The sequence below is a fragment of the Paenibacillus athensensis genome, assembly GCF_004514475.2.
Classification (GTDB): Bacteria; Bacillota; Bacilli; order Paenibacillales; family NBRC-103111; genus Paenibacillus_AL; species Paenibacillus_AL athensensis.
This window is the reverse complement of record NZ_MYFO02000001.1, coordinates 160,856-187,024: the sequence shown is the minus strand read 5'-3', so window position 1 is coordinate 187,024 and position 26,169 is coordinate 160,856. Positions and strand designations below refer to the sequence as shown.

The window sequence follows — 26,169 nt, the reverse complement described above, 5'->3', positions numbered from 1 at the left end:
CAAATCCCTCCCGTTTCATCATATGAATAAGTGACTATTGGCAAAATCAACTGATGAATCCAGACGAGGGGGTGAAGACGATTGCTCTAGTCGTTCGCGCTACGGTTAACGCCACCGGCGCGATTACATTCACCGGCAATACGTTAGGCTTGAGCCGTTCCGCTGTAGCCGGCGTTCCGGGCACCGTGGACAGTATCGGCGCTTTTACTACGATCAACACCGCGGTTCGATACGGCACTTATCCTCTGGGGACGACCAGCCAGTATACGAGCAACAGCTCCTCCGCCATTCTGGTTCTGCCTGCGGGGAGCACCGTACTCTACGCCGAACTGATCTGGGGAGGCACGTATCTGGTCGATACGGTCAATCTGACCTCAGCCATCAACAACCCGGTGAGCCTGACTACGCCGACAGGAACGTTCAGCATCTATCCCGACAGCGCCACAGCGAACGAATTTGATCTGGGCAGCGGCTCGCTCGGCTATACACGCTCCGCCAATGTAACTACGCTGGTGCAGCAGGGCGGTGCCGGCACCTATACGACTGGCGGAGTCGTTGGCACCATTATCGTAACCGATCCGACGGTAAATCACGCTGGCTGGACGTTGGGCGTCCTCTATCAAAATCCGGCGCTGCCGTTCCGCAATATGTCGTTGCGCGCCGGAGCGGTTCTGGTGCAAGCGACCTCGGGTCCGGTAACGACCACGCTGACCGGCTTTGCCACACCGATATCCGGCACGCTGGGCGGCCGCGCCTTGTTCAGCGCACAGGAAGGCGATGCCAATCGCACCGGTGATCAGGCGCTGTTCGGACCGACCACATCTTCGCAGACGGCCTTGTCGGGACCGAACAATTTTGCCAACAACTTTTTTGCCTCCCAAATCAATAACGATCTCGGCCAGTTGGATACGACCGGCACCTTCGGCTCGCGCAATCAGACGAACGGCGCGCCCGGCACCAACATCAGTGGCGGCCGTCAGGGCTGGGATATTACTAATGTCGACATTTCCGCCAGGCTGATCAACAATCAATCGTCCGCCGTGCTTACGCTAACGACCTCGGGAGACGCTTATGTTGTCAATGCCAATGCGATTCAAATTGATATTAACGCTCCCAAAATCAACGTGGTCAAAAGCGCCAGCGCTTCCGGCTCCGTCGTCGGCGATACGATCACCTATTCCGTGACCGTCAGCAACACCGGGACTGCGAACGCGGCCAGTGTGGTCCTTTCCGATATCCTGCCCGCCTCGACCTCCTTCGTGACCGGCAGTGTGACGGTTGCAGGCGTCGCGCGTCCCACCTATAGCGTCTTGGCCGGCATTCCGCTCGGAGCATTGGCGCTGAACAGCTCAATCATCGTCACCTACCAAGCCAAAGTTGTCTCGCTGCCCTCTCCGCAAACCGTGGCGAATCAGGCCAATGCCGCGTTTACGTTCCAAAGCGTGGCTGGCGGTCCGACAATTTCGGGCGTCATTCCATCCAATACCGTTACCTTGCCTGTCTATGCGCCGGTGTTAACTATTGCCAAAAGCGCCGATACCGTCAACGCCACAGTCGGGGATACGATTACGTATACGCTGTCCATTGCCAATAACGGCAATATCGCCGCAACCACCACCATCACAGACAACATCCCTCCCGGCAGCAGCTTTGTCGCCGGCAGCTTTCGTATCAACGGCTCGGCAGTGCCAGGCGCCAATCCGGCTTCGGGAGTTGCCCTGGGTGCGATCGCTGCAGGCACCGCAACGACGGTCACCTTTCAGACACTGGTCAACAGCCTGCCCGCTCCGGCCACATTGACAGATCTGGCCTCGGCAGCCTATACATACACGGTCCCCGACGGGCGCACCTTTAACGGCTCGGCTTTGTCCAACAGCCTGACGATCCCAGTAACGCTGCCCAACGTTGCGGCAGCCAAATCCGTTAGTGCTGCCAGCGCAGTTGTAGGCGACACCGTGACGTATACAGTAACGATAGCGAACAACGGCGTTACTGCGATCAGCAACGTGGTGTTAACCGATCCGATCCCTGCGGGCAGCAGTCTGGTTGCCGGCAGCGTCAACGTAGGCGGAGCGCCGCGACCTGCCGCAGATCCCGCGAGCGGGATTGCGCTGGGAACATTGGCAGCCGCAGCCTCTGTGGCCGTCACCTTTCAAATCAAAATCAATGCGCTGCCGAGTCCCGCACAAATCACGAATCAGGCTTCTATCAGCTACAGCTCAGGTGCCTTCAACGGTATTGCATTATCCAACAGCGTGAGCGCGCCGGTTTTTCAGCCTGTGATCACGATCGTCAAAAGCGCCGGAGTTGCACAAGCGATTGTCGGCGACACCGTTGTCTATACGCTGACCGTAAGCAATTCCGGGAATTTGGCCGCGACGGGCATCGTTTTCGACAATATCCCCGCCGGAACGTCATTTGTCGCCGGCAGCGTGACTGTAAACGGAGCTTCTGTACCCGGCGCTTCGCCCACTGCCGGGATATCGACCGGCGTTGTCGCTGCCGGCGCCTCGGCCGTGGTTCGTTTCAGCGTTGTTGTCGACTCGCTGCCCAATCCGCCTTCGCTGTCAAATACCGGCCTTGTAAATTACGCCTATACAGCCCCGGATGGACGGAATCTTGCCGGCTCCAGCACTTCAAATACGGTCAATATACCCGTCTCAGCGCCCAATGTGACGCTCGTCAAAAGCGCCAGTCTCGCCAACGCCGCGCTGAACGACGTGATTGTCTACACCGTGGTCGCTACCAATAGCGGTGCAGCTGCGGTCAGTAATGTGCGGCTGACCGACCCGATCCCCGCCGGCACACAGCTGGTGTCAGGCAGCGTTTTGGTCGGCGGAGTCCCGCAGCCCGGCGCAGATCCAGCTTCTGGCATTGCGCTCAGCAGCATTGCGGCGGGCGGTTCCGTCACGGTGACATTTTCGCTCAAGATCGTCAGCGTTCCCACACCGCCACAGCTGGCCAACCGTGCGAGCATCAGCTTCACGTCCGGCGCTTTTTCCGGTACCTCGCTGTCCAACACGGTCACGACCCCCATCTATCAGCCGATCGTGAGCGTCGTCAAAAGCGCCTCAAGCCAAGCGCCAACGGTTGGCGATACGCTGGCCTATAAGCTGGATATCAGCAATTCGGGGAACTATCCCGCTTACATCACGGTTACGGATAACATTCCGGGCGGAACGACCTTCACTACGAACAGCGCTATCGTCGGCAGCTCGCCGCAACCCGGCACCTCACCACTCAGCGGGATTACCGTCGGTACGCTCGCGCCCGGAGAATCCGTCACGGTCAGCTTTGCGGTAACGATTGACGCCTTGCCTGCCACGCAGCGGCTCGTCAACACGGCGGCGGCCGCTTACGCGTTTACTCTGCCCGGCGGTCGCCAAATATCCGGTTCCGCAGCTTCCAACACGCTTACGCTGCCGGTTTCCGCTCCTAACGTAACCGTCGTGGAAAGCACGACCGCTGTGGATGCCGTCGCGGGCGACCGGCTCATCTATACCGCCATTGTCACAAATCGGGGTGGCAGTCCCGTCAATCAGCTCGTTTTCACCGGAATTTTGGACGCGAACACAACGTTCATTCCCGGCAGTGTCATTGTCAACGGAGCGGCTGCGCCATCGGCGAATCCGGCTTCCGGCATTCCAATCGGCAGTCTGGCTCCGAACGCTTCGACTGTCGTAACCTATGAGGTGAAACTCACAATGCCAACAACACCGCAAGTCACCAATCAGTCAACGGTCAGCTTTACTTCCGGCACTTTTTCCGGGACTTCGTCCTCCAATATTCTGGTCACACCCGTTTATCAGCCCAATATCGCTTTGCTAAAAAGTGCCAGCACTGCCAACGCAACGCTCGGCGATACGATCATTTATACGATCCATGTCAGCAATACGGGCAATATCGCCGCCTTTGTGTCGGTTACGGACCCGATCCCTGCAGGAACTACCTTTATTACCAACAGCGTCACTGTCAACGGTACGCCCCAGCCCGGAGCAGACCCTGCAGCCGGCATGGCGGCGGGTAGTCTGGCTCCAGGCGCCTCAGCCGTCGTCACATTCAGCGTACTGCTTGTGTCCTTGCCTACTCCGCAGACGCTCAATAATCAAGCAGTGGCGAATTTCGCCTTCAACCCTCCGGATGGCCGAACCGTAACCGGGACAGCTCTTTCCAATACGCTTACTCTCATGGCCTCCGCCCCCAATGTGTCCATCGTCAAATCGACTACGCGTTCCGTGACGACAGTCGGCGATACCGTACCTTACACCCTTGCCGTGACCAACGCCGGGATTGAAGATGTGACCAGCGTCGTTGTAAACGACATGCTTCCGGATAGCACCGTATTCGTTCACGGCAGCGTGAGCGTCAACGGGAGCCCTGTTCCCGGCGCAGATCCCGCTGCCGGGATTCAGATCGGCACCATCACGCCAGGCTCGACGGTTACGGTTGCATTTTCGGTTAGCGTCACCACGCTTCCCCTATCCGGCCAGCTCAGCAATCAGGCCAGCGTCAGCTACGCGTCTGGCGCTTTCTCGACGATCAGCTTCTCCGATCCAGTCGTCACCCCGGTTTTGCAGCCGATTGTCGCTGTCGCGAAAACAGCCAATACCGCCAACGCAACGCTCGGCGATACCATCGTCTACACGCTTACCGTACAAAATACCGGCAATTATGCCGCGCTCGTCGCCGTATCCGATACGATTCCGACCGGCACGACCTTTGTGCCCAACAGCGTGATCGTCAATGGCTCGCCACAGCCTGGCGCAACGCCGGATACAAGCGTCACCGTCGGCCCGCTCGCAGCAGGCGCTTCCGCGACTGTGATGTTCTCGGTCGTGCTCAGCACCTTGCCGTCCCCGCAGCAGCTCACCAATCAGGGTGTAGCGCTGTACACGTTCACGCTGCCCGACAGCCGAAGCTTCAATCGCACCGCACTGTCCAATACGGTCGTAATTCCCGCCTCGGCCCCCAATATCACCTTGGTCAAATCGGCTCCGGTCAGCGACGCGGTAGTCGGCGATACGTTCACCTACAGCGTAGTCGTAACCAATAGCGGGATTACGAATTTGACGAACGTCGTGTTCTCCGATCCTCTTCCGGCCGGAGTCGCTTTCGTACCCGGCAGTATTACGGTTGACGGTACGCCCCGCCCTTCCGGTTTGTTGACCGGGCTGTCACTCGGCACGCTTCTTCCCGGCGCTTCGACGACGGTTGCTTTCGGCGTGCTGGTAACCACGCTGCCGAATCCGGCTGTACTGAACAACCAGGCGTCGGTCAGCTTTACCAACGGAGCGTTCTCCAGCGTCAGCTTTTCCAACACACTGTCTACTCCTGTCTACCAGCCCGTCATCAATGTAGGCAAAAGCGCGAACACTGCCAACGCTACGGTTGGCGATACGATCGTTTATACGTTGACCGTCGCCAATACGGGCAATTGGGCAGCACTGGTGACCTTGACGGATTCGATTCCCGCAGGCGCTTCGTTTGTTCCGAACAGCGTGGTTGTGAACGGAGCCCCGCAGCCGGGCGCCGACCCGATCTCGGGCTTCTCCATTGGGACTCTGGCGCCGGGCAGTGCTGCCACCGTTACGCTGCAAGCGACGGTTGTCTCGCTGCCTACGCCGCAAACGTTGATCAACCAGGCGTCCGCCAGCTTCACCTTCTCGCCGCCAGACGGCCGGACGCTGACAGGCAACGCCCAGTCTAACAGCGTGACAATTCCGGTGTCATCGCCTAACGTCAGCGTCGTCAAATCGGCCAACGTTGCCGATGCTGTTTTCGGCGATTCGTTCGCGTATACGCTGGTTGTTACCAATAACGGCATCCAACCGATCAGCAGTGTCGTGCTGACCGATGCGATTCCGCAAGGAGCCACCTTCCAGCCGGGGAGTGTAGTTGTCGACGGTATCGCACGACCGGGTGCCAACCCGGCAACCGGCATTACCTTGGGCACCTTGGCCGCAGGCGGCTCCAGCACCGTCAATTTCAACATTACGGTAAGCGCAGGGGCAGCGCCGGTTCCTCTTGCCAATCAGGCCAGTGTCAGCTTCACATCTGGCGCTTTTTCCGGCATCGCGTATTCCAATACGCTCACAACGCCTGTGTATCAGCCGATTTTGCAGGTGGTCAAAAGCGCCAATACCGTTAATGCCACTGTTGGCGATACGATTGTGTATTCGCTAGCGGTGACCAATACCGGCAATCTGTCGGCTGTCGTCACATTGACCGATTCAATCCCCGCCGGTTCAACGTTCGTGCCCAACAGCGTCGTCGTCAACGGCATGTCGCAGCCGGGAGCCGATCCAACTGCAGGCATTGGCATTGGGACGGTCGCGCCTGGCTCAACAGTCACCGTGACGGTAACGCTGCAGGTCAATGTCACCAGCCTTCCGGCTTCACAGCTGCTCGTCAACCAAGCGTCCGCCAACTTTACCTTTTCGCCGCCAGACGGCCGCAGCTTGAGCGGATCGGCCGCCTCCAATACCGTGACAATTCCGGTGTCTTCGCCGGATGTCAGCGTCGTCAAAACGGCCAGCGCACTCGATGCGGTCAAAGGCGACACGATCACCTATACGATCGTAGTAACAAACCTAGGCATTGCCGCCGTAAACAACGTGGTCATGGTCGACCCCGTCCCGGCCGGAACCGCCTTCGTTGCCGGTAGCGTCACGGTCGACGCCGCAGCGCGACCCACAGATAATCCGAACATCGGCATCACGATCGGTACACTCGCTGCCGGAGCAGCGTCGACAATCACCTTCCAGGTCACCGTGTCATGATGCCGCCGTCTTCCCCGCAGGTGCAAAATCAGTCGATCGTCCGGTTCCAGAACGGAAGCGTCAGCTCCTTTACGTATTCGAATACGGTGAATACGCCTGTGCTCGATCCGCAGCTGACGGCGGTCAAAACCTCACTGACGCCCGAAGCCTTGCTGGGGCAGCCGATTGTCTACGTCGTGACCGTAACCAATAACGGCAACGTAGCCGCCGCTGTAACGGTCATCGACCCGCTGCCTGCTGGCACGGCGTTTGTGCCCAACAGCGCCTTGCTGGCGGGCGTACCCCTGGCCGGCGCCGATCCGGCGTCAGGTCTTCCGCTGGGCGTATTGCCTGCGGGCGCATCGGTCGCCGTATCGTTCCAGGTGCTGCTGCAATCGGCGCCGGGCGCGCTGCAGCTGGCCAACCAGGCGACGGCGCAGTTCGCTTTCCGCACCCCGGACGGCCGTACCGTCAACGGCGCGCTGCTGTCCAATACGCTTGTGCTCCCCGTCCGTCAGCTCAGCGTGCAGGTGGCCAAAAGCTTGGATCGCGCTTATACGTTCGTTGGCGACACCATCACGTACTCCGTCACCATTGGCAACGAAAGCGCGCTGCCGTTGGACGATGTCGTGCTGACCGATACGCTGCCCGCGGAAATGGCGTTTGTGACTGGCAGCGTTACGGTTGACCGCGTCCACTGGCCCGCCGACGCCTCCGATAACGGCATCGCGCTGGGCACGCTTGCGCCCGGAGCGGCACGCGTAGTTTCTTTTCAAGCGCGCGTGACCGCTTTCCCGCCGGACGGTCAGGTCATGAACCGGGCGCTAGTCACCTTCCGCGTCGGCGCGGGGCAGCAATCGGCGCTGTCCAACCCGGCTGTCGCTACAGTGATCGATCCGATGCTGCGCCTCGTCAAAAGCGCCGATCTAAGCGCTATAACGACCGATGAAGCGGTCCGCTATACCATTACGGCGTATAACGACGGCGAAATCGCCACAGCGGTCGTTTTAACCGACGCCATTCCGGAAGGCAGCTTGTTCGTAGCCGGCAGCTTGAGCGTCAACGGTACGTCGATGCCGGAAGCTCGCCCCGAGCAAGGCGTCACGATCGGCACGCTGGAGCCGGGCGGAAGCGCCATGCTGGCGTTCAGCGTCGCCGTACCGGAGCAGGCCGGGCGCAAGCCGCCGTTTGTGCTGGCCAATCAGGCCCAAGCGCGCTACAGCTTCGCCCTGCCCGACGGACGCCGCATCGCCGACTCGGCGCTGTCCAACACCGTGCAAATCGAGCTGCGGCTGCCGGTAATGTCCGCGCACACAGACGCCGGTCCGCCCGTGGTCGAGCCGGGCAGCATCGCAAGCATCGGGATCACGGTGCGCAATTCCGGCAATCAGGCGGTCGAAGCACTGCTGTTTGACTGGCTGCCGCAAGGAACGCGGCTCATGCCCGGAACGCTGTACGTCAACGGCGTGCAGATCGCTAACATCGATCCGGCAATGGCGACAGGATTGCCAATCGGCCTGCTCGCTGCAGACGGCAGTATCCTTATCTCCTTTGAAGCCGAGGTGCTGCACCACACGTTCCTGACAGCCATTCAGGGCCGGCCGCGCGTCGTCAGCCGCTTCACCTTGAACGGCAAGCTCCATGAGCGAACTACCTTTTCCAATGCCTACCGGCTGATTCTGGAGCACGGCGACGAATAGCGGCGGCGCGAAGCGTCTTCCTGCCGCCCAACGCCAAAAAGCGCGAGCTGATCAGGCTACAGCCTGCATGCTCGCGCTTTTTTTCTCATTTTATTCCAAAATCGCCGTCAAAATCCCGCCAAGCTCCTCCATCGCCTGCTCGGCCCGTTCGCCGGAAACCTCCAGCGTAATTTCATCATTGTGGGCAATGCCCAGCGATAAAATGCCCAGCGAGCTTTTGCCGTTCATTTTTTTCGTCTGATTTTTGATCAGAAATATTTCGCAATCCGGAAACGTCGTCGCCTTTTGGACAAACAGCTTCGTCGGACGCGCATGAAATCCGGAAGGATTCACAATCGTAAACGTTTTGCTCAACATAGCCGGCTCACTCTCCCATTCCCAATTGTTGTCGAACGGCATCGGCGATCTCCTGCGCACTATGCAGCCGCAGCAGACGCTCTGCCGTCTCGGCCCATTCCCGCTGCGACAAGCGGCCGATCAGCTCGCGCGCCGGCAGAATCGAACCTGCGCTCATGCTGAATTCATGCAGGCCAAGCCCGGCCAGCAGCGGAATCGCCAGCTCGTCGCCGGCCATTTCCCCGCACATGCCCACCCATATGCCGGCGCTTTGCGCTGCGTCAATAACCATCGCGATCAGTCGCAGCACGGACGGATGAAGCGGCTGGTACAAATACGCGACCTCCTGATTCATCCGGTCCGCCGCCATCGTATATTGAATCAAATCGTTCGTACCGATGCTGAAAAAATCAACCTCGGCCGCAAACGCATCGGCCGCCAGCGCCGCTGCCGGCACCTCGATCATCATGCCGATCTCGATATCGTCTGCAACCGGCGTTCCTTCCGCCTTCAGTCTGGCGCGCTCCTCCGCCCATATACGCTTGGCGGCCAGAAGCTCCTCGCGCACAGCAATCATCGGAAACATAATGCGCAAGCGTCCGTAGACGCTGGCGCGCAGCAGCGCGCGCAGCTGGGTGCGCAGCAGCTCCTCGTGCCGCAGGCACAGCCGCAGCGCACGCAGGCCGAGAAACGGATTCTCCTCGTCCGGCAACTTCAGATAAGGCAGCTCCTTGTCGCCGCCGATATCGAGGGTGCGAATGACCACCGGCTTCGGATTCATTTTGTCCAGCACATATTTGTAGACTTGAAACTGTTCCTCCTCGCCCGGCAGAGACGGACGTCCCATATACAGAAACTCCGTGCGGAACAGGCCAATCGCTTCGGCGCCATTGTCCAGCGCCTTTTGCACGTCCTCGATATCGCCGATATTGGCTGCCAGCTCCAGCCTCACTCCGTCGCTCGTTACCGTCGGTTCGTCGACAAGGCGGCGCAAAGCGGCGCGACGTTCGTCATAAAGCCGCTTTTTCTCCCGGTAGTCGGCCAGCTCCGCTTCATCGGGATTGATCAGAATGCGCCCTTCGAGCGCATCCAGAATAAGCAGATCGCCTGTGCGAACCGCCGCCAGCGCGCCGCTAACTCCGACGATAGCCGGAATTTCCAACGAACGGGCCATAATGGCCGAATGGGAGGTCCGGCTCCCCTTTTCTGTCATAAAGCCGCACACGCGCTCCGGGTCGAGTTGGGCCGTATCCGAAGGCGTCAAGTCATCAGCCAGCACAATCGAAGGCTCCGTCACACCGCCGAGCTCCGCGCCGCCAACGCCGCGCAACCGGTTCATCAGCCGCCGCTCCACGTCGCGAACATCGGACGCCCGCTCGCGCAGCAGCTCATTGTCCATCCCGCTCAAGATGTCGATAAACTGTCCGGCCACCTGATGCAGCGCAAACTCCGCGTTGATTCGCTCGGCGGCGATCAGCTCGACAATCGCATCAATCAGCTCGGGGTCCTCGAGAAACATCAGCTGCGCTTCGAAAATTTCCGCCTTTTTCGCATCCAGCCGGCTTTCCGTCAGCGCTCGCAGCGTCTCCAGCTCCTCCCCTGCCGCCGCGACAGCCGCCCGAAATCGCTGGGTTTCGGCTGCCGGATCGCCTGCCGCTGTTCGCTCCGGCACAAATGACTCCGGGCTGTAGCGGAACGCAGGAGCAATCGCGTATCCGCTTGATGCGGCAATGCCTTGCAAACGGTCTGTCATTCCCGCACACCTCCTTCAAGCAAGCTGCCAGCCAGCTCCTCATAGCGGCCGGCAATCAGCGCATGCAGCGGATGCGTCGCAGCCAGTCCGGTCGCCCGCGTAATCGCCGCTCCGGCCCCCTGCTCCCGCACCGCCGCTTGCAGCGCGACCGCTTCCTCGTCGCCCGGGCTGTCGAAGCGCAGCGCAGCAGCGATCGCCAGCGCCAGCGCGCGCGGCTCGACGCCCAGCGCCAGCAGCTCCAGCGCAGGCGCAACGAAGCGGTCCTGCGGCGCCAGCTTGCGCAGCGGCGAGCGGCCGACGCGCTCCACGCTGTCGTGCAAATACGGGTTGCGGAAGCGCTCGATAATTTGAGCGGCATACGCCGCATGCGCTTGCGGATCAAACCCGTATTTGCGCACGAGCAGCGTGCCCGTCTCCTCCAGCGCGCCGCGCACGGCAGCTTCCACGACCGGATCGGTCATCGCCTCGCCGATCGTCGCATGCCCGCGCAACGCGCCGACATACGCCGCGCAGCAGTGGCCGGTGTTGACCGTGAACAGCTTGCGCTCCACATACGGCGCGAGCTGGTCCACATAGGTGACGCCCTCAATGGGCGCATAACCCGGCAGCAGCTGCGAACGGTCGACGACCCATTCGAAGAAGGGCTCGACTGTCACCTCCAGCTGCTCGCCGCCCTCCTGGCGCAGCGGCACGATCCGATCGACAGCCGCGTTCGGAAACGCGATCCAGCCGGCGGTCTCTGCGACAAGCTGTGGGCTCAGCCGGCTATACACCAGTTCCAGGAGCTGCTCGCTGCCGCCGATCGTGTTCTCGCACGCGATCACATGCAGCGGTGCGCCCGGCCGCCGTGCGACCCGCAGCTCGATGCCGCGCGCCAAGGCCGGCGCGATATGCCGCAGCACGCTGACGCCAACCGCTGTCGTCACGAGGTCCGCTTCGGCAATCAGCTCGCCGACCTGCTCGATGTCGCTGCCGTTTTGCACCGCAAAGCCACTCACCGTCACGCTCTCCCGCGAAGCGCTGGCCAGCCGAACGCGATACAGCCCCTGGCTGCGCAGTAGCGACACCAGCGTTTCGTTCACATCGACGAATGTCAGCTCATAGCCCGAACGAATCAGCTGCAGCCCGATAAATCCCCGTCCGATATTGCCTGCGCCGATATGCACCGCCTTCATAGCGAACCGCCTTCAAAAATGCGCAGCATCGCTTCGGCATTGTCCGTCTTCAACAGCACGTCCAACTGATCGTCCTCGGCGCAAATCAAGGCAATTTGGGTCAATATCTCCATATGCTCATCGCCCGCGGCCGCGATGCCGACGACCAGATACGCCTTCTCGCCATCCTCATAATCGACGCCAGCGGGAATTTGCACGATGGAAATGCCGGTTGAAGCAATCAACGCCTTGGCCTCCTTCGTCCCGTGCGGAATCGCAAGTCCGCCCCCCATATAGGTGGAAACCAGCGCTTCGCGCTCCAGCATTTTATCGATATAGGCTGCCGTAACATGACCGGCGTCGACCAGCAGCTGACCGGCGAGCCGGATCGCTTCTTCCTTCGTTGCCACGTCCGCCTGCACCCTGATTGTCTCCAACGTCAAAACTCCCATAGTACGGTACTCTCCATTTCCTTTTGATTTTCTATAAAAGCAGCCAACGCCTGCGTATAATAGCGGCGAATTTCTACTTCCGTCCCGTCGGCAAGCAGACCAAGCAGCGACGGCTCCAGCAGCAACCCGCTCATCTCGCTCACAATTTCCAGCGTCGCTTTCGGCAGCTCCCACGGAGCCAGCAGCAGCAGCGCCTGATCAAGCGCATCCGTGTCAGATTGGCTTGCGGCGGGCTGAGCGCCCTCCCCGCCCTCTGCATCCGCAGCCAACCCCTCCGACGGGGCTTCCAGCGGACCGCCTACCGTACTTTCCAGACGAAACAGCGAAAAATACAGGCTTCGCACCTCTGCGCTGCGCGTATGGAACAACGCCAGACGCGTATCGGGAATGCGCTGGCTGCCGTGCCGCTCGCGCTCCAGCAGTTGGCGGACGAGCGTCTCTTCGTCTCCGACGCAGCCCTCGCGCGCTGCAACGCCAACCATATGCCGCAGCAGCTCCGACAGCGGACCGCGCGGGACCGCGTAAACGCGAAAGCCTTCGATCAGATTCAGGCTGGCGTCCAGATACGTTTTTTGCTTCTTCAGCCGGTTCAGCTGGAGGTTGGTTTTGGCCGCAGCCGCGCTGTCCGGGGCATCGCCGCGCAACGTAATCTCTTGAATAAACGCGCGCAGCTTGTCGACCTCTTCCCCCGCCAGCAGCGGACTGAGCTTGAAATATTTATCCGGCTCAATCGGCAGATCGATAGTCGACAAAATGACATCGTATTCGTGCTCCGGCAGCCGGCTTGCTTCATACCACGACGTATGGCCCAAAATATAAATTTGCGGCAGCTCCTGCTGCACGCGAATCGCCAGCAGCTTGGAGGAGCCGATGCCGCTCGTGCAGACCAGCACGGCCCGCACCGGGCGGCGGAAGCGCTTCAGCCGTTCGACCGCTGCTCCAAAATGCATCACGATGAAGCCAATCTCCTCGTCCGGCACCGCAGGTCCGGGCAGCAGCCCGCTCCCCTCCTCCCGCACCACCTGGAAGAGCGTCTCGAAATCGCGCTTGATCTGGGCGAGCAACGGGTTGCGGATGGCCTGACCGCGGACCAGCTTGCGCCAGGAGCGGGCCAAGTGGCTCGCCAGCCCTTCGCGCAGCGACGCATCGCCGCCCAGCGACAAGCCGATGCGTCTCTCGACGCGCGCGATCAGCTCGGCGGCGGGCTCCTGCATCTGCAGCTCGCCGGCGTCCAGCCCGCTGTGCCTCAACTGCTCCTTGCTTTGCAGGCAATGCGCCATGTACGCCGCTTCGGCCGGCGGCAGCGCAAGCCGCAGCTCGCGCGCCAGATGCGCGGTCAGCGCCTCCACCGAAGCGCTGGGCTCGCCGGCAGCCGCAAACGCTGCCGCTTCCGCTCCGTCAAGCGCGTTGCCGTCGCGAAGCCGCGTGACCGCCACGGCCAGCCGGATCAGCAGCTGCGTATACTCCGCTTCCGGCAGCCCCTCCAGCCAGTCGCACGATGCGCTCCACAGCGCCTGCTCGACCGCGAGCAGTTGCTGCTTGCCGGCCAGCGCGGCCAGGCGGCGGCTCGTCGGGTCCGGCGCTTGCTCGGACGCTTTGCCGAACAGGTCGGATTCGTCAAGCCGCTCCTCGACCAGCCGGCAAATCGCGCTGCGCCGCACGGCTTCCGCTCCGGCGATTTCCACCCCATAGCCGCGGCGGCGAATCAGCGTCAGCCCTTGCCCGGCAACCCAGCCTTCCAGCTCGTCGAGATCGTTGCCGATCGTCGCCATCGTCACATACAGCGACTGGGCCAGCGCATAAATTTTCAGCGGCTCGGACGATTCCAGCAGAATGCACAAAATATTGATTTTGCGCTCCTCAGCCGAATATTCGCGCGTCGGCGTTGCGTCCAGCCGTTCATGCAGCGCCTGCATCTGCTCCGCGCTGCCGTGCAGCTGTACGCCGCGCCCCGCTTTTTTACTCAATTGCAGCCCGCTTGCCGCGAGCCAAGCTTCCATTTCATCCAGCTCCCGATGAACCGTTCTCACGCTGACTTGAATCTCTCCGGCGATCTCGCCAATCGTAATTTCCTCTTTACGGTTCAACAGCAAAGCAAGGATTTGACGTTTTCTGTTCGTTACTTCCATCGCAATCTCCTCGCCGAAAAAAGGATATCACGCCGGCAGCGCCAGCGTGAGGGGGAGCGGCTACGCCAGTCGTTTGACCAGCTCGTCGTACTCCGGACTTTTCATAAAATTGTCGATGGCGATATGCTCGGCGTTCGGCGCCTGCAACCGGGCGCGGTCTGTCAGCGCCTTGTGCGTGAACACAAGATCGGCATCGGCGGGAATTTCGGTAATTGCCGTATTCATAACGGTAACCTGAACCCCGGCGTCCCTGAGCTTTTTGCGGAGCACCGAAGCGCCCATCGCACTTGAGCCCATACCGGCATCGCAAGCGAAAACAATCTTCCGCACATCGGCCGCAGCACGCACTGCGCTGGCCGAAGCCGCTGCGGGAGCGGCTTTACCGCTGTTTTTCAATTCGGACATTTTATTCTTCGCCAACTCAAGATCGTCCTCTTGCCCGGCTTTGACCGTTTTCAGCAGCAAAGAAGCGACCAGGAACGAAACGATAGCTGCAGTAACGACGCCGCTCAATACAGCCAGCAGTCCGCCTTTCGGCGCCATCGCGATATAAGCAAAGATGCTGCCCGGCGAGGGCGGCGCCACCAGTCCGGCGTGGAACAGCGAGAACGTGAAGCTGCCGGTTACGCCCCCGGCGATCACCGCGAGAATCAACCGCGGATTCATCAGAATATACGGGAAATAAATTTCATGAATACCGCCGAGAAAGTGAATGATGACCGCGCCGGGAGCCGACTGCTTGGCGGAGCCGCGTCCAACGAACCAGTAGGCCAGCAGGATGCCCAGACCCGGTCCGGGATTGGATTCGAGCATGAAAATCATCGATTTGCCCGTTTTGGCCGCATCGGCCAGCCCGATCGGGCTTAATACGCCGTGATTGATGGCGTTATTGAGAAATAAAATTTTGCCCGGCTCGATCAATATATTGGCCAGCGGCAGCAAATCCGCATCGACGAGCGCCTGCACCCCGGAAGCAAGCGCCTTGCTGATTCCGAGCACGACCGGACCGATCAGGGCGTAAGCGACCAGCGCCAGCGCGCCGCCGATGATCCCGGCAGAGAAGTTGTTGACCAGCATTTCGAAGCCGGAACGGATTTTGCCTTCAATCGACCGATCGAACTGCTTGAGCACCCATGCCGAAGAAGGACCGACGAGCATCGCGCCGAGGAACATCGGAATGTCCGCGCCGACCACCACGCCCATCGTCGCGACCGCGCCAACGACGCCGCCCCGTGCGCCGTGAATCATTTGCCCGCCGGTATAGCCGATCAGCAGCGGCAGCAGGTAGGAAATCATCGGCCCCACCAGCTTTGCCAGCGCTTCGTTCGGAATCCAGCCGGTCGGAATAAATAATGCGGTGATGAACCCCCAAGCGATAAACGCCCCGATGTTCGGCATCACCATGCCGCTCAAAAAGCGACCCAGCCGCTGCACGCGCACTCGCATGCCGCCTGCGGCTTGAACTTGATTGACTGTTGTGTTCATAAGCACCCTCCCAGGTCCATTGGTTGTCGTGTTGTTGCTAACCAAAGCGTAAATCGAAGCGCTTTCTTTTTCAATACAAGGATAACGCCGATACGACAGCAGCCTTGTTGACAACATTTCAACAAGCCGTGTTACGCACATTTGGCAGCAATCTTGTTGACGGGAGCCCGGTTGATCGGCATTGCTAACAAGCATTGTTTCCACTATTGTAAAATATATAAATAACGCACGCACGCGAATGCCGTACACACATTTTCATGGAAGCGTTATCATAATCATCCGGCTGCCTTCCACGCAAACAAAAAACAGGCGCGAACGTCCGTTGTCGTTCTGCCTGTTCTCCGGCATATCCGCTATTGTTCCTCAAGCAACTCGCCCTGTGTGTGCGGCCTGGAGCGTGTGTGGCGCTCATACTCGTCCCGCAACATGCTCATGCACACAACGTCCCAATACCGCCCTTGCCGGAACTGTCTGGCGCGCTGCCGCCCTTCTTCAACAAAACCGCAAGCCTTGTAGCTGCGGATGGCCCGCTCGTTATATTCGTAAACGTTCAGGTCCAGCCGGTGCATATTCAAGCTGTCGAACACAAAGCGCTGCATCAGCCGCATCGCCTCACGGCCATACCCTTGACCGAGCAGCTCCTTGCGCCCGATTACAATGCCAACGGTGGCGCTGCGATTTTTCCAATCCAGATGGTGGAGATCGATTTGTCCGATATAGTCAAGCGTCGTCGCCTCGGCAATCACAAAGCCCTTCATCTCGCCCGTCCCTTGCAGCATCGATGTCAAAAACGCTTCTGTCATCTCCAGCGTATGGGCGTACAAAAAAATGTCGGACAGTTGCTCCGTAATCTCGGCATCGTTCGTCCAAGCCCGCATATGCGGCAAATCCTCGCGGCGGTACTCCCTCAATACGATTCGTTCACCCGGTATGTGCGGCATACGCGCTCCCCCTCGCTCCGTTAATTGGATTTATATTACTGCTAATAGCGGAAGCTGGCAATAGCGCAAGTGATTTCTCCGTTCTCCGTCTGACAATCAAGCTCCCATATATCGAAAGTGAACAAGTCGCTGCCCAACCAATAGCTGATCGTATCCGTACCGATCCGTTGATCCGGCTTGCCTAAATAACGAATCACATCGTCCTCGCTATGCAGCGATGAGCCATATTGCCGGATAAAATCGCGCGCCTGATATTTCCGCAATTCGGGATACTGCTGCCAGTTCTCGGTCGTAAACCGGCTGTGCAACTCGTTCAGCCCGATACACAAGATCAGATACAGCAAAATGCCCGCGCAACAAACCATAACCGTACGCATCGGCCAACTCCGTCTTCGCCGGCCCCGAACGATCCATACCATCAGATACAAACTGGCCAGCAGCCATAAGGCGCAGACGAATTTCGATACGACCAGCTCCTCACTCTTCAGCCAGCGCACAGCCAGTAACGGCAGGGTGAATATCGCATACCCGCTCCCTAACAATATCGTCCAAATTTTGTTTTTCAAGTAAACTGAGCCTCCTGTCAGGATCGGGCTGCAACGCTGATCCAAGCTTGCTTCTGGTAAAAAAATAGCAGCAAAACGTTGAATTTTTATTCATTCCTTCGTATATTTATTTATACTTCCGTTCTCCCGATGATTCCCATTATTCGTTGATACACGAAAGGAGTCCGCCTTCCTTATGGTCTTGCAAATTAATAAAAAACTGCTTGGTAAAATCGATCACCTCGCCCTGCGGCTTTGGCCGGCCGAAGAAACAGAGCCGCTTGGCAGCTGGCTGCTCCGGGCATCCCGCGGAATCAGCCAGCGGGCCAATAGCGTGTTTACCGGGCCGGATTACCCGTCCGAGCCCGATTGGCTGGCCCGCATCGAGCGATTTTACGCGGCGCGCGGACTACCCGCCATCTTCCAGCTCGGCGGTGATGCGCCTGAGCAGCTTGACCGCATTCTGGAACAGATGGGATACGTCAAGGAAATTCCTTGCCTGATCCTGATCGCAGACAGCAGTCCAGCCGTTCGGCTGGCCGATGCAGCCTGGCGCAGCCGACCGCGCCCGAGCGTGGAGGTTTGCTTCAGCCCAGAGGCAAACCCAGCGTGGATCGACGCCCTCCTGCGCCTTGACGGCTTCCCGCGTGAGTCCGAATCGTTTTACCGCGGAATTGCCGAACGCATGTCCGCTCCGAAAACGTTTGTTACGCTGCTGGAGGACGACGAGCCGGTCGGGCTCGGTACGGCGGTGGCCGACGAGGGCTGGGCGGGCTTCGTGAATCTGGTCATTCGCGAAGACCGCCGCGGCTGCGGGCTCGGCCATCTGCTCGTACGCTCGCTGGCCGAATGGAGCGCGGCACACGGTGCGTCTCATTTGTATTTGCAGGTCGTTGCAAATAATGACTCAGCCATCGGCTTGTATGGCAAAAGCGGCTTTAAACCGCTTTGCGGCTACCATTATCGCATCAAGTATGATTTGACGGCCGAAGCATCATCCTAATCGGGACGACTCCCGCCCTGCGGGATTTCCAAAGGAGACTGCTCATGACTACAGCTACGCCCGTACAACCCACTTTGCCAGCCCAGCACCAGAACCGCCAGCCCGGCCTTGAAAGCGACATGAATCCGCTGCCGGTATTCGAAGACGATAGCTATAAGCCGGCGGGCAAGCTCAAGGATAAGGTCGCGATCATCAGCGGCGGGGACAGCGGCATCGGCCGCGCCATCGCCGTGGCTTACGCCAAGGAAGGTGCTGACGTCGTGCTGCTTTATTTGAACGAGCATCAGGATGCGGAGCAGACCCACAAGCTCGTAGAGGCCAAAGGCCGCCGCTGCCTGCATATTGCCGGCGATTTAGGCGATGCCGGCTTTTGCAAGCAAGCGGTGGAGCAGACGGTTCGCGAATTCGGCAAGCTGGACATTCTGGTCAACAACGCCGGCGAACAGCACCCGCAAGCCGATCTGGCAGCGATTACGCCCGAGCAGCTGGAGCGCACGTTCCGCACGAACGTATTCGCGGCATTTTACCTGACGCAAGCCGCCCTCCCGCACCTGAAGCCGGGCAGCGCGGTTATTAATACAGCTTCTATTGTTGCTTACAAAGGTCATGAGGAGCTGCTCGATTATTCGGCTACCAAAGGCGCGATGGTCGCTTTCACCCGCTCGCTTTCGCAGCAGCTTGCCGGTCGCGGCATTCGCGTCAATGGCGTCGCGCCTGGTCCGATCTGGACGCCGCTGATCCCTTCGACCTTTACCGCGGAGCAGGTTGCCGTGTTTGGCGCGGATACGCCGATGCAGCGGCCTGGACAGCCCAAGGAGCTTGCTCCAGGCTACGTTTTTCTCGCAAGCGAAGACGCCTCATACATGACCGGACAAATGCTCCACATCAACGGCGGCGTGATCGTCGGGAGCTGACGGCGCAACGCGGATGCTGCCTTACGAACGTCCCGTTCGCCTGATCTTCAGAGGTGAACCGAAGACTGCATGCGCGCAGCCCGCAAGGCAAAAAGCCCCCCGCATCGGCATTGATGCTGAGGGGCTTTGCTGTTCACAGCCGGATTGCTCCGGGAAGGACGGAGAGCATGCTTGTTGGCAGCAAGCCCAACCGATAATGCAGCTTGGTCCACTGCCACTTGCCGTAAGCCAACGTCTCGCGAGCTTCATGATACGGCATGAACAGCACCTGCGAGTCCGTTGTCGCCAGTGCCGGCTCCTCATACCCGAGCGTACGGGCTATTTCCAGCGATCGCCAGCCGTGAAAGCTATGGGTGACGATAATGGTGCTGCTCCAGCCTCGGCTCTCCATAATTCGCTTGCTGAACAGCAAATTCTCGTACGTATCTGTCGCCTCCGGCTCCAGCTCGATCCGGTCGGCAGGGACACCGACTTGCTGCAAGTAATTGCGCATGCCTTCGGCTTCTGTCAACTTCGAGCCGTTATGGTCGAGTCCGCCGCTGACAATCAAGCGGGAATACCTGCCTTCGGCATAAAGCCGTGCGGCCAAATCCAGCCGTTCTTGCAGACCCGGACTCGGCAAGTCGTGCCGCAGCGAAGCGCCAAGCACAATGCCGACATCTGCATGCTCCGGCAGCGCCGGCTGCGGCGGATGCTGGACGTGCCATTGCACATACAGCACCCATGCGAAAGCTGCGGCTGCGGCCAGCACAGCCAGCCGTAGCAGCAGCCGCAGCTTACCGCTTCGCGACCGTACGCCGGGCGAATACCTGCGGCGGCGCGAGTCTGCCAGCGGACGATTGCTGGTCTTTTTGTCAGCCATTGTTAACTCCTCTGCCCTTCCTGCAAAAAGCGGTCAACCTGCCGGAACAGCGCAGGCGCGTCTTCACTCCAGCAGATCAGGTGCTTGGAGCGTGAATACCAGTGCAGCTCGCGATCTCCGCCGAGCTTGCCGTAAATGTAACGGGCGCTTTGCGGGTGAATCACCTGATCGCGCTCACTTTGCGCAATCAGCGTCGGCACCGTTACCCGCGAAATTTCCGGCTTGAGCTGCCGCACCAGCCGCATGAACTGCCAGGTCGCGCGCAAGGGCGTCGTCTTCATTTTGCGAAAATAATCCTGATCCTGATTGCGCCAATCCTCGCGCATCACCTGCACCAGCCGCTTGGGGCTAATATAAATAACGGCCGTGTTGAGCAGCACCAGCCGCCGCACCGGATAATTGGCAGCCAAATAGGCGGCCAGCAAACCGCCCATCGAAAAGCCGACCAAATCAAAGCTGCCATAGCGCTCGCTCATCCGCGCCGCATGGCGTTCCGCAGCCGTCACCCAATCGTTCCAATGCGCCTCCTTGAGCCCTTCAGGGTCCTCTCCGTGCCACGGCAGCCTGGGCACCTCGCAAACCTCCACGCCGCTCCCCTGCAAATGCTCGGCAAGCGGCTGCACTTCAAACGGCCCTCCGGTAAAACCGTGGAACAACAGAACCGGCTTTCTTTCCAACACAGCCGCCTCCCTTCTACTCTTCTTTAATCGTAATCTTGTCAATCGTTACTTTTTCCGTCGGCTTGCTGGGCGTCGATTCTCCGCCCATTTCCACCGGCGTATCGGCGATTTTTTGCAGCGTATCCATGCCCTCCACCACTTTGCCAAAAATCGAGTAATTCGGCTGCGGATTCAGGAACGCGGCGCAATCCGGTCCGCTGCAGATGAAAAATTGACTGCCGTTCGTATTCGGGCCGGAATTGGCCATCGCCACAATGCCCGGCTCGTAGGTATGCGTCGTTTTCAGCTCGTCTTCAAACTGATAGCCCGGGCCGCCCCGGCCGGTGCCTTGGGGATCGCCGGTCTGCACCATAAACGATTTGATAATGCGATGAAAAATTACGTTATCGTAATAGCCTTGCTTGGACAGGAACACAAAATTGTTGACCGTCTTCGGCGCTTCCTTCGCGAACAGCTCAATCGTCATGTTCCCTTTGGACGTCTTCATTTCGGCTTTGTAGGTTTTGTTCGGATCAATCGTCATCTCCGGCGGCTTGCTCCACTGCTTGGGCCCGCTTTGCCCCGCCGCCGTAGCGGCCGGGCTTGCGCTTCCTCCCGCTGACGAGGTCGAGCTGCCAGCTCCGCATGCGGTCAAAACCAGCAGCGCGCACGCCGCCGCGAGCAATCCGATTGCATATCGTGTACGAATCATGGTCTATTCCTCCGTTTGGTCTGTTGTAAAAAAAGCTAGAATTACTGCTGCATCGGTTCATTCAAAAAATCCAGCGCATCCCCGTCCGCAGGTCCACCTCTGTTACCGGCCGGCTGATCACCGCCCGGCGGCTTGTGGTCGCCGGGCTTGGGATCGCCTTGCGCGGGCGGTGACGGACTTGGCGAAGGGCTTGCTCCCGGTCCTCCGTCGGGCTTGTGCGGCGTCGGCGAAGGCTTGCCGCCCGGCTTATTGCCCGGCGAAGCCGATGGAGTCGGCGTAGGCGACGCATCGCTGCCCGGCTCGCCCGGCGTCGGCGAAGGCGACGTTCCGCCCGGCAGCGCTTCATCCGCCGGAATTTGAATATCGACGACGTTGGACTTATCGCCGGGAATCGCCGTTTCCGTATTCAGCGGCACAACGTAATAATGATAGGCTTCGCCCGAGGAAACGGTCGTATCGGACACCTCCGCCGTCGGCGATTGAATCAACAGCTGACCTTCCGGCTGCTGGGCCGTTTGGCGATACACCTGATAAGCAACCTTCGTGTCGTCAAGCGGCGTCCAGGTCAGCTTGACGGACTTCGTTTCCGGCACATACACTGCGGCGAGATCGGCGACGCCGGTCGGCGGTTCGGTCAAATCGGCAACGCCTTCCGGCTTGGCAAACGCCGTCACAGGCCGTCCGGCCAGCGATTTGGACATGACCTCTTTGAAAATCGCCGCTGTACTGCCGCTGCCCACGGTCACATAATGCTTGGAATCGGTCCGGTCGAATCCTTCCCACACCGCAGCCGTCCATTCCGGCGTATAACCGACGAACCAGACGTCGCGGTCGTATTTCTCGATGCCCTTCAGATCAAGGCCCGTCGTCCCCGTCTTGCCGGCAACCGGACGATCAAACTTGGCTTTGACGCCCGTTCCGCCCGGCTCCACGACGCCCTGCAGCAGCAGCGTCAAATACCAAGCCGTTTTCGGCTGAATGACTTGTTTTTTCTCCTGCTTGTAAACCGCCACGTCGCGGCCGTCGCCGTCCTGAATTTTCAGAATCGCATGCGGCTTGATCTGCACGCCTTGGTTGGCAAATGCCGTATAGGCCGTAGCCATCTCCAGCGGCGACACGCCGTTGGTCAAGCCGCCGAGCGCAATCGCCAGATTGTTATCTTTTTTCGGATCGAGCGTAATGCCCAGCTTTTTGGCAAAATCACGGCCCTTGCTGACTCCGATTTGCTCCAGCAGCCACACCGGCGCAAGGTTATACGACTTTTTGACCGCTTCGAACATCGTCACCTGTCCGTGCGTCGTCCGGTCGTAGTTGCGCGGCGAATACGTGCCGTTGCCAAACGACGTTTGCGTATCGTCCAGCTTGGAATACGGCGTCCAGTCGCCGCTTTCCAGCGCCGGCCCGTAAGCGATAATCGGCTTGAAAGACGAGCCCGGCTGCCGTTGGCTGAAAATCCGGTTAAGTCCCTTCGTCTGATAATCGCGTCCGCCGATCAGCGCCATCAGCCCGCCGGTTTTGTGGTCGATGATGACCATCGAGCTCTGAATTTTTTGACCGTCTGCGGCGTCCTTCTGGAAAAAGGCGGGATTGGCATACGTCGTCTCCACGGTTTGCTGCGCTTTGGTGTTCATGGTCGTATGAATCCGGTAGCCCTTGGTCAGCAGCTCATCCTCGTCAATTTGGTAGACATCTTCGGCTTCCTGCACGACATAATCGATAAATGTGGCGTATTGCTTGCTGCCTGAGCCCTTAGGCGCGACGTAATCGACAGCAGCGGCTTCGGCCCGTTCGCTTTCCGTTATGTATCCCTGATCCTTCATCAATTGCAGCACGACAGCGCGGCGTTCTTTCGATTTATCCGGACTGGACAGCGGTGAATAACGCGACGGCGCTTTCGGCAGCGCAGCGAGCGTGGCCATTTCCCACAGCTTGAGCTGGCTTAAATCCGATTTGCCGAAATACACCTTGGCCGCAGCCTTAACGCCATATGCGTTGCTGCCGAAATAAATGCGGTTCAAATATTTTTCAAGAATTTCATCTTTATCGTATTTATTTTCAAGCGCGATCGCAATCGACACCTCGGTCGCTTTACGAAACGCCGTTTTTTCCGAGCTGAGAAATACGTTTTTGGCCAATTGCTGCGTAATCGTACTGCCGCCCTCGACAGCGCTCATATGCATCACGTCCTTGACGAGCGCGCGGCCAATCGACCAGAAATCGATCCCGGCATGCGATTCGAAGCGGCGATCCTCAGTAGCGATAAAGGCATTTTTCAAATTTTCCGGCACGTCCTTGATCGCGACGCTTTCGCGGTTTTCCCGGAACAGCTTGGCAACCTCTTTCTCGTCTGAATCGAAGATCAGCGTCGTCTCGGCCGTATCGAACTTGTCGATATTCTCCTCCACGATTTTGGCGCCGTTCATAATGATGACCATGTATACGCCCAGCGCGCAAATGACGCCGATAATTGCGGCAATGATCGATCCGATCAACAGCTTTTTCATACTGAAGCGCTTCTTTTTACCAGGGCCCTTGCCTTTCTTCCCCGGCTGCTTGGTGCTGCTTGCAGTTCCCATCCTCCACCGACTCCCTTGCTAGGTTCTTAGGCGCAAACGCCTTCTCAGCAAAAGAACAACCCCACAAGTAAGGTTGTTCCCATCCGTTTCTATCCAGTTAGACGCACCTGCACAATAAAAAGTTGCATGCCGCCCGGATCAGTCAGCCTACTCGGCGCCTTCCGAAGCCGCCATCAGCGAAACGGCGCGCTGCGGCGTGAAGGTCGAAATCGCATGCTTATAGACCATTTGCTGGCGGCCTTCGCTATCAATAATGATCGTGAAATTGTCAAAGGCGCGGATCAGACCTCTGATTTGAAACCCATTGGTTAAATAAACGGTTACAGGGATGCTTTCTTTACGAAGCTGGTTTAAAAAATTGTCTTGAATATTAATGGATTTATTCATCAGTAGGTCCCCCTCATTGGAATGAAACGTTTCGCGCGCGGCGTTATTTCAAGGTGATTGTGGTTGATTATATTCCATTTCTCTCGCGAACTTTCCTGCAATTATATCATGAATCCCTTCGAATTGCGCTGAAAATTTTGCCGGGTCCGTCACATCCGTCCAGTGAATATCGGCCATGTGCCGGAACCAGCTGAGCTGCCTTTTGGCAAAATGCCGCGTGTCCCGCTTCAACAAAATGACCGCTTCTTCAAAGGTTAGCTCATCTTGCAAATAGCTGGCCATCTCCTTGTAGCCAAGCCCCTGCATCGACGTTGCGTCGCGCGGAACCCCGTCGGCCAGCAGCCGTCGAACCTCGTCGATGAGTCCTGCAGCCAGCATTTGATCGATCCGCTCCTCGATCCGCTTGTACAGCAACGAGCGCTCCATCGTCAGTCCCAGCAGGCATAAGTTGTACGGCGAAGTCTTCGTCTGCGCAGCCAGACTGGCCGACAAGGTCGTCCCCGACAAATGGAACACCTCAAGCGCACGGACGACGCGGCGAATGTCGTTGGGGTGCAAACGCCCCGCGCTTTCCGGATCAACCTCGCGCAGCCGCTGATGCAGCGCATCGGCCCCAAAGCGCTCTGCGTACGACTCCTGCTCCTGGCGGAACGCCGGATCGCTGCCCACGTCCGTAAATTGAAAGTTGTAGCAAACCGATTCCACATACAGCCCGGTGCCGCCGACAATAAACGGCAGCTTGCCGCGCGAGGAAATCTCAACGATCAGCGCGCGCACGCGCTCTTGAAACTCAGCGACGGAGAACGGGTGGCGCGGATCGTGAATATCGATCAGATGGTGCGGCGTCAGCTCGCGTTCTTCAACGCTTGCTTTGGCCGTGCCGATATCCATGCCGCGGTACACCTGCATCGAATCGCCGGAAATAATCTCGCAGCCAAACCGCCGGGCAATCTCCAGGCTAAGCCGGGTTTTCCCGACAGCCGTCGGACCGACGAGCACGAGCAGAGGCGGCTTGGTCTTCGCTTCTAGCACAGTTGAATCACTCCATAGGTCGTTTTCGTGTTGGATCGCAGCACCGAGTCAAAGCCCAGCCGCGCAAATTCGCCGCTCGTGCGTTGCTCCTTGAGCACAATTCGCTTGCGGGCGACGCGCCGGGCCTGCTCCACGGCCTCGGGCGTCAGCGCAGCGATGTTGGCGTGCGTACGCAGCGGCGCGATCGAGCTCGATTCGCGAATCGGCCTGCGAAACATCGGATCGAAGTAGACGATATCCACGCTGGCGCCCGGCAGCTCGCGCAGCACGTCGAGATGGTGGGCATGCCGGACGCTGATGCGGCGCATGGCTTCCGTCATCTGCGGCAAATCCGCTTCATAAGCGGCCAGTCCCTCGCGGATCAGCATCGCCGGCACCGGCTCGCTTTCCAGCGCGGTTACGCTGCCGCTCGCACCGACGGCGCACGACAGCACAATCGCGTCCGACGCCAGCCCCGCCGTACAATCCAGCACGTGATCGCCGGGCAACGCACCGCACGCTTCAACCAGCGCATCGGGCTCGCCGCCCAGCAGCCGCTTTACGCGGATTTGCGACATGCTCGGATGAAAAAACATCGCGTCTTGATCTTCTTCATAGTACCTGATCTCGCCCTTGGCTACAAGCAGCACCGCCGGGTCGCCGTAGCTGCGCATCAGCTTCTGCAGCGAATCGCGCCGCCGCGGCGCCGGCCGGCCGCCGTATTCAGCAGCAAGCCGCTGCGCTTTGGCCTCAAGCTCGGCATCAGGATGATAGGACGTAGTCACCAGCATC

Annotated in this window: 19 protein-coding genes; 4 read left to right on the top strand and 15 right to left on the bottom strand. The window is 59.3% G+C overall.

Annotated features, from left to right (window positions below):
• The first annotated feature begins 53 nt into the window (after positions 1–53).
• Positions 54–6,779 (top strand): DUF7507 domain-containing protein, encoded by a 6,726-nt coding sequence (locus B5M42_RS00760; protein ID WP_230632549.1) that lies wholly within the window; start codon positions 54–56, stop codon positions 6,777–6,779.
• Positions 6,776–8,458, top strand: a complete 1,683-nt coding sequence (locus B5M42_RS00755; RefSeq protein ID WP_134750659.1) for a COG1361 family protein — start codon at positions 6,776–6,778, stop codon at positions 8,456–8,458. Before B5M42_RS00760 ends, B5M42_RS00755 begins: the two co-directional genes overlap by 4 nt.
• A gap of 90 nt (positions 8,459–8,548) precedes the next feature.
• On the opposite strand, the gene B5M42_RS00750 is transcribed toward B5M42_RS00755, so the two are convergent.
• The 8 genes from B5M42_RS00750 to B5M42_RS00715 form a co-directional block, all read right to left on the bottom strand.
• Entirely contained in the window at positions 8,549–8,815 is a 267-nt protein-coding gene (locus tag B5M42_RS00750; protein ID WP_134750842.1) for an HPr family phosphocarrier protein, read from the bottom strand.
• Positions 8,816–8,822: 7 nt separating this feature from the next.
• Positions 8,823–10,547, bottom strand: a complete 1,725-nt coding sequence (gene ptsP / locus B5M42_RS00745) for a phosphoenolpyruvate--protein phosphotransferase (protein ID WP_134750661.1) — start codon at positions 10,545–10,547, stop codon at positions 8,823–8,825.
• Positions 10,544–11,722, bottom strand: coding sequence for a mannitol-1-phosphate 5-dehydrogenase (locus B5M42_RS00740; protein ID WP_134750663.1), 1,179 nt, complete (start codon positions 11,720–11,722; stop codon positions 10,544–10,546). Before B5M42_RS00740 ends, ptsP begins: the two co-directional genes overlap by 4 nt.
• The gene (locus B5M42_RS00735) at positions 11,719–12,153 is read right to left on the bottom strand and encodes a PTS sugar transporter subunit IIA (protein ID WP_134750665.1); all 435 of its coding nucleotides are present in this window, start codon (positions 12,151–12,153) and stop codon (positions 11,719–11,721) included. Before B5M42_RS00735 ends, B5M42_RS00740 begins: the two co-directional genes overlap by 4 nt.
• A complete protein-coding gene (locus B5M42_RS00730; protein ID WP_134750667.1) occupies positions 12,141–14,282 on the bottom strand; it encodes a BglG family transcription antiterminator in 2,142 nt (713 codons plus the stop codon). Before B5M42_RS00730 ends, B5M42_RS00735 begins: the two co-directional genes overlap by 13 nt.
• A gap of 60 nt (positions 14,283–14,342) precedes the next feature.
• The gene (locus tag B5M42_RS00725; RefSeq protein WP_134750670.1) at positions 14,343–15,767 is read right to left on the bottom strand and encodes a PTS mannitol transporter subunit IICB; all 1,425 of its coding nucleotides are present in this window, start codon (positions 15,765–15,767) and stop codon (positions 14,343–14,345) included.
• 353 nt (positions 15,768–16,120) lie between these two features.
• Positions 16,121–16,708 (bottom strand): GNAT family N-acetyltransferase, encoded by a 588-nt coding sequence (locus B5M42_RS00720; protein WP_134750672.1) that lies wholly within the window; start codon positions 16,706–16,708, stop codon positions 16,121–16,123.
• 41 nt (positions 16,709–16,749) lie between these two features.
• The gene (locus B5M42_RS00715; RefSeq protein WP_134750673.1) at positions 16,750–17,274 is read right to left on the bottom strand and encodes a hypothetical protein; all 525 of its coding nucleotides are present in this window, start codon (positions 17,272–17,274) and stop codon (positions 16,750–16,752) included.
• Positions 17,275–17,449: 175 nt separating this feature from the next.
• Between B5M42_RS00715 and B5M42_RS00710 the strand changes: the two genes are divergently transcribed.
• Together B5M42_RS00710 and B5M42_RS00705 are read left to right on the top strand one after the other, a co-directional pair.
• Complete coding sequence (locus B5M42_RS00710) at positions 17,450–18,256, top strand: GNAT family N-acetyltransferase (RefSeq protein ID WP_134750675.1); 807 nt, start codon at positions 17,450–17,452, stop codon at positions 18,254–18,256.
• A 44-nt stretch (positions 18,257–18,300) separates the two neighbouring features.
• A complete protein-coding gene (locus tag B5M42_RS00705; protein WP_134750677.1) occupies positions 18,301–19,170 on the top strand; it encodes an SDR family oxidoreductase in 870 nt (289 codons plus the stop codon).
• A gap of 133 nt (positions 19,171–19,303) precedes the next feature.
• On the opposite strand, the gene B5M42_RS00700 is transcribed toward B5M42_RS00705, so the two are convergent.
• From B5M42_RS00700 to B5M42_RS00670, 7 genes are all read right to left on the bottom strand, one after another.
• Complete coding sequence (locus tag B5M42_RS00700; RefSeq protein ID WP_134750679.1) at positions 19,304–20,032, bottom strand: YdcF family protein; 729 nt, start codon at positions 20,030–20,032, stop codon at positions 19,304–19,306.
• A 2-nt stretch (positions 20,033–20,034) separates the two neighbouring features.
• The gene (locus B5M42_RS00695; RefSeq protein ID WP_209280661.1) at positions 20,035–20,709 is read right to left on the bottom strand and encodes an alpha/beta hydrolase; all 675 of its coding nucleotides are present in this window, start codon (positions 20,707–20,709) and stop codon (positions 20,035–20,037) included.
• 16 nt (positions 20,710–20,725) lie between these two features.
• Entirely contained in the window at positions 20,726–21,403 is a 678-nt protein-coding gene (locus B5M42_RS00690) for a peptidylprolyl isomerase (protein ID WP_134750682.1), read from the bottom strand.
• 41 nt (positions 21,404–21,444) lie between these two features.
• The gene (locus tag B5M42_RS00685) at positions 21,445–23,979 is read right to left on the bottom strand and encodes a PBP1A family penicillin-binding protein (RefSeq protein WP_134750683.1); all 2,535 of its coding nucleotides are present in this window, start codon (positions 23,977–23,979) and stop codon (positions 21,445–21,447) included.
• Positions 23,980–24,126: 147 nt separating this feature from the next.
• Positions 24,127–24,366, bottom strand: a complete 240-nt coding sequence (gene hfq, locus B5M42_RS00680) for an RNA chaperone Hfq (protein WP_134750684.1) — start codon at positions 24,364–24,366, stop codon at positions 24,127–24,129.
• 48 nt (positions 24,367–24,414) lie between these two features.
• Entirely contained in the window at positions 24,415–25,398 is a 984-nt protein-coding gene (gene miaA / locus B5M42_RS00675; protein ID WP_134750685.1) for a tRNA (adenosine(37)-N6)-dimethylallyltransferase MiaA, read from the bottom strand.
• The gene (locus B5M42_RS00670; protein WP_134750686.1) at positions 25,392–26,168 is read right to left on the bottom strand and encodes a class I SAM-dependent methyltransferase; all 777 of its coding nucleotides are present in this window, start codon (positions 26,166–26,168) and stop codon (positions 25,392–25,394) included. The genes miaA and B5M42_RS00670 overlap by 7 nt, the downstream gene beginning before the upstream one ends.
• Position 26,169: the final 1 nt, after the last annotated feature.